The sequence below is a fragment of the Bacillus sp. 05T22 genome (genome assembly GCF_056396765.1).
Window position 1 is genome coordinate 1 of sequence record NZ_JBFTMC010000195.1, and the last position, 4062, is coordinate 4062.

5 protein-coding genes are annotated in these 4062 nt (G+C 36.1%); 2 read left to right on the forward strand and 3 right to left on the reverse strand.

The window, feature by feature from the left end:
- Positions 1-137, forward strand: a 137-nt coding sequence (locus AC1DIT_RS27420; RefSeq protein ID WP_476998563.1) for an IS3 family transposase, incomplete at its 5' end; no start/stop codon positions are given.
- A gap of 59 nt (positions 138-196) precedes the next feature.
- Here AC1DIT_RS27420 and AC1DIT_RS27425 read toward each other — a convergent pair.
- The 3 genes from AC1DIT_RS27425 to AC1DIT_RS27435 are packed head-to-tail and all read right to left on the reverse strand — an operon-like array spanning position 197 to position 3152.
- Positions 197-1354 (reverse strand): ABC transporter permease, encoded by a 1158-nt coding sequence (locus tag AC1DIT_RS27425; RefSeq protein WP_472926431.1) that lies wholly within the window; start codon positions 1352-1354, stop codon positions 197-199.
- A gap of 26 nt (positions 1355-1380) precedes the next feature.
- Complete coding sequence (locus tag AC1DIT_RS27430) at positions 1381-2055, reverse strand: ABC transporter ATP-binding protein (protein WP_016113220.1); 675 nt, start codon at positions 2053-2055, stop codon at positions 1381-1383.
- Complete coding sequence (locus tag AC1DIT_RS27435) at positions 2052-3152, reverse strand: efflux RND transporter periplasmic adaptor subunit (protein WP_016113221.1); 1101 nt, start codon at positions 3150-3152, stop codon at positions 2052-2054. The genes AC1DIT_RS27430 and AC1DIT_RS27435 overlap by 4 nt, the downstream gene beginning before the upstream one ends.
- 234 nt (positions 3153-3386) lie before the next feature.
- On the opposite strand from AC1DIT_RS27435, the gene AC1DIT_RS27440 reads away from it, so the two are divergent.
- Positions 3387-4062: YwaF family protein (locus tag AC1DIT_RS27440; protein ID WP_476998562.1), on the forward strand; the 676-nt coding region annotated here is incomplete at its 3' end.

A 4062-nucleotide genomic window follows, 5' to 3' on the forward strand; every position in this document is an offset into this window, starting at 1 on the left:
AACCTTGTGAGTCTTTTGCACAATTAAAAAATGAAATTAAGAACTACATGACGTATTACAATCATTATAGATATCAATGGAATTTAAAAAAGATGACTCCTGTTGAATACAGAAATCATCTTCTTGATGTTGCATAACTTTTTTTAAAATGTCCTTTACAAAGGGTAAAGATTAAAATTTGGATAGCTTTTTTTATTTATTCATATCGTAAACATTCAATCGGATCAAGTTTCGCAGCTTTATTAGCTGGCAGTAACCCGAATAGAATACCGATTAACATAGATAATGCTACTGAAATTAAACCTAATTTTACGGAAACAACAAGTGGCCATCCAGCGAATATTGCAACGATCCAAGCGAAGAAAATACCGAGCACAAATCCAATGAATCCGCCCAATGCTGTTAAGATACAAGATTCAATGAGAAACTGCATCAATACTTTCCCACGCGTTGCACCAAGTGCTTTACGGATACCAATTTCACGCGTACGTTCTGTTACTGATACAAGCATGATATTCATAACACCAATACCACCAACTAAAAGTGAAATTGCTGCAATACCACCGAATACACTTTTTAATATGCCTGTGAAGTTATCAATCTCTTTTAAATCGTCTTGTGGATTTGGTACTTTGAATTTCCCAGTATCCTCTGGTTTTTTCGCATCATTTAATGATTTTACAACTGCATCTTGCACAGTTTGCTTATCTTGACCTGGGGCAATTTTTACTGTTAAGCCGTCATAATTATTTTTCCCAAATAGAACAGGCCAGTTTTCAGCAGAGATAGCACCTTCTTTAAACTCCATGCCACCCATCATTGCTTTGATAGAATATACACCCACTACTTTATAAGGAGTACCTTTTATATCAACATATAAACCTTCCTTCCAAGAAGGGAACAATTTATCAAATGCATCTTTGTGTAATACGATTGTATGTTCAGGTTTATCTAAATCAGCGGCAGTGAACAACCTGCCGTGCTCAAGTTTGAAGCGAGATGTATCTTCAAAGTAATCGCCTTTTACACCAGTTATATCAATATCTAATTCTTTTTTTCCGGCATATACTTTCTCTTTTCCTCTAACACCAGGATATACATCTTGAACACCAGAAATTTTTGAGACATTGTCATACATGCTTGCAGATATTTTCCCATCCATATCCGAATAATCTTCTGTTGTATAGTTTACTGAAAATTGATTCTTTTTTTCTTTGCCAATTTGTTCACGGAACTTTGCGTTTGTTCCATCTCCGATTGAGATAATTGTAATAATCGCACTAACCCCGATAATAATCCCCAACATCGTTAAAATAGAACGCATTTTATGAGCGAAGATAGAGGAAAGGGCCATGCGTATATTTTCACTTGTGTTCAAAATTAACCTCTCCAATCTTGGACGATATTTCCGTCACGAATTACAATTTGGCGTGCTGCCGCTTCCCCAATTTCACGATCATGGGTAATCATAATGATTGTTGAGCCTTGCTTGTTTAATTCGTAAAAGAGATCCATAATTTGCTTACTTGTCTTTGTATCAAGCGCACCAGTTGGTTCATCAGCTAAAATGAACTTTGGATTATTTACAATTGCACGAGCAACGGCAACACGCTGTTTTTGTCCACCAGATAATTCATTTGGCAAATGCGTGGCACGATCTGCTAGACCTACTTTTGTTAGTGCAGCTAAAGCACGTTCACGTCGTTCTTTCTTATCTACTCCAGCGTAGATAAGAGGTAATTCTACGTTTTGTAGTGCATTGAGACGTGGGAGAAGCATGAAGTTTTGGAATACAAATCCGATTTCTTTATTACGAATATGAGCTAACTCCGTTTCAGACATGTTTGAAATGTTCTGTCCAGCTAACGAATAAGTTCCATTTGTCGGCTTATCTAAGCAGCCGATAATATTCATTAATGTTGATTTACCAGAACCAGACGGCCCCATGATAGAAGTGAATTCGCCTTGATTAAGTGTTAGATCAATACCATGTAAGATTTGAACTGTTTCTTCACCGTTTTGAAAGGCTTTCGTGATGCCTCTTAAATCAATCATTGGGCGCTAACCTCCATACCATCTTTTAAGTCTTTCTCTGGTTTAGAGATGATTTGGTCACCTTTTTTTACGCCAGAAACTTTCGCTTCACCATCTGTTTCAAATTCAACAGTAACAGCTTGCTCCTTTGCCTTACCGTCTTTCACGATAAATACAACATTTTTATCACCTTTTTTCACAATGCTGCTTTTTGGAATAACTGTACCAGTTGCTTCACCAGACTTGCTTGTTACGTATACGTGGAATCCAGTTTGTAACTCTTCATTATTATCTAATGTAACGATAAATTGATAGTTAGATACTGTCTTGTTTTCATCCATGCTCTTTGCTGGTGTTGTACCGATTTCTGTGACTTTACCAGTCCATTTTTTCCCTGGTACAGTTTTGGATGTAACGGTTACTTCCTGCCCAACCTTGACGTGAGCTAATTCATATTCTGATAGTTGGCCTTTTACTTTTAGAGGGCCAGCAGTGCGAAGGGTAATACCGCTCATACCTGTTTTTTCATCCGCATTTTTTGTAATCTCTTCAATTATGCCATCAGCTGGGCTTGTTACAGACAGTGTAGTGAGTTTTTCTTTGTTTGTTTGAATCATTTGATCAGCTTTTTCAACTTCAAATTTTTTTATTTCAAGTTGTGATTCAAGTTGTGCGATTTCAGTTTCTGTTGCTTTTAGCATCTCCCCAGGGGAACCGGCATTTTTATCTTTTTGTAATTTTTGTTTTGCTGTATCAATTTGTTTCTGGAGTAATGCTACTTCTTTATCAGCTAATTTCTTTTGCATTTCTGCTTCCGTTACACCTAGCTTCATAGTAGGATCATTGTATTTAAAGAGTAGCTGTCCTTTTTTGACTTCATCACCTTTTTTTACAGCTAGCTCATAGGTTCCTTTTGAAGGATCAAATGCGATTGTTTCAATACCATTTGGAATGACTTCGCCACCAAATTTTTGTGCATTTTCAATTTGCTTTTCTGATACTTTATAGCTGCTGTAAGCTTTCGCTACATCGCCACCGCCAGCAAGAGCAAAATATGAACCTGCTGCAATTCCAATTGTTACTAACCCAGTAATGATTACTTTATTTTTCTTTTTCATTTATTTATCACCTTTTCGCTCGTTTTTGTATCTGTTTTCAGTATAGAAGAGAGAGAAAATATGACAAATCGTTTTAGCTTACAATAACATTACAGTTTTGTAAGGTTAGCGTATGGAGAGAAATAAGGTTGAGAATTTGTATATCTGGAGCCTTTTCGTTTAGAGGGAGAGCAGATTGGTTGACGAGCCTTTTCTTTCTTACAATAATATTTATGAAGGAAAGGAGTGAGGAATATGGAAACGTACTTTGGAGCATTTCCGGTGGAGCCATTTGTTCCGTATTCAAAACAACATGTCATTATACTACTTCTTATCGGTATAGGAGCTTATTTTCTTTATCATTTTCAAGACATACTCCGTGAGCAACAATGGAATATGGCTGTACGATATGCGATTTCCTTTTTATTTATCGGAAGTGAAATTGGACTTGATGTGTGGCAAGTGAAAGCTGGAATTTTTCAGTTGAGTACATCATTACCATTTGAGTTATGTACCATTAGTTTAGTATTAGCAACAATAATGGTTATTACAAAAAGTTATAAAGTATATGAAGTTGTCTTTTTTACAGGGATTATTGGGGCATCACAAGCTATTTCAACTCCAAACTTACAATATGCTTTTCCGCATTTTCGCTTCATAGAATATTTCATCGCACATGTATTACTCATTTTGGCACCGCTCTTTATGACATGGGTAGAAGGATATAGGCCGACTTTTCAATCAATCAAGCGTACGATGATTTTTTTAAACATATTGATTCCAATTGTTTCGTTTGTGAATTATAAAACCGGTGGTAATTATATGTTTTTGGCGTATAAACCAGAAACAGCTTCATTACTTGATATGTTAGGTCCGCATCCATACTATATTATTTCATTAGAAATCGCTGCGTTTATAGGGTGCTTATTAT

What these genes read in the sequence shown, in the direction of transcription:
- AC1DIT_RS27430 (WP_016113220.1), bottom strand. Translation starts at nt 2,055, where the DNA reads ATGATTGATTTAAGAGGCATCACGAAAGCCTTTCAAAACGGTGAAGAA.
- AC1DIT_RS27425 (WP_472926431.1), bottom strand. Translation starts at nt 1,354, where the DNA reads ATGGCCCTTTCCTCTATCTTCGCTCATAAAATGCGTTCTATTTTAACG.
- AC1DIT_RS27435 (WP_016113221.1), bottom strand. Translation starts at nt 3,152, where the DNA reads ATGAAAAAGAAAAATAAAGTAATCATTACTGGGTTAGTAACAATTGGA.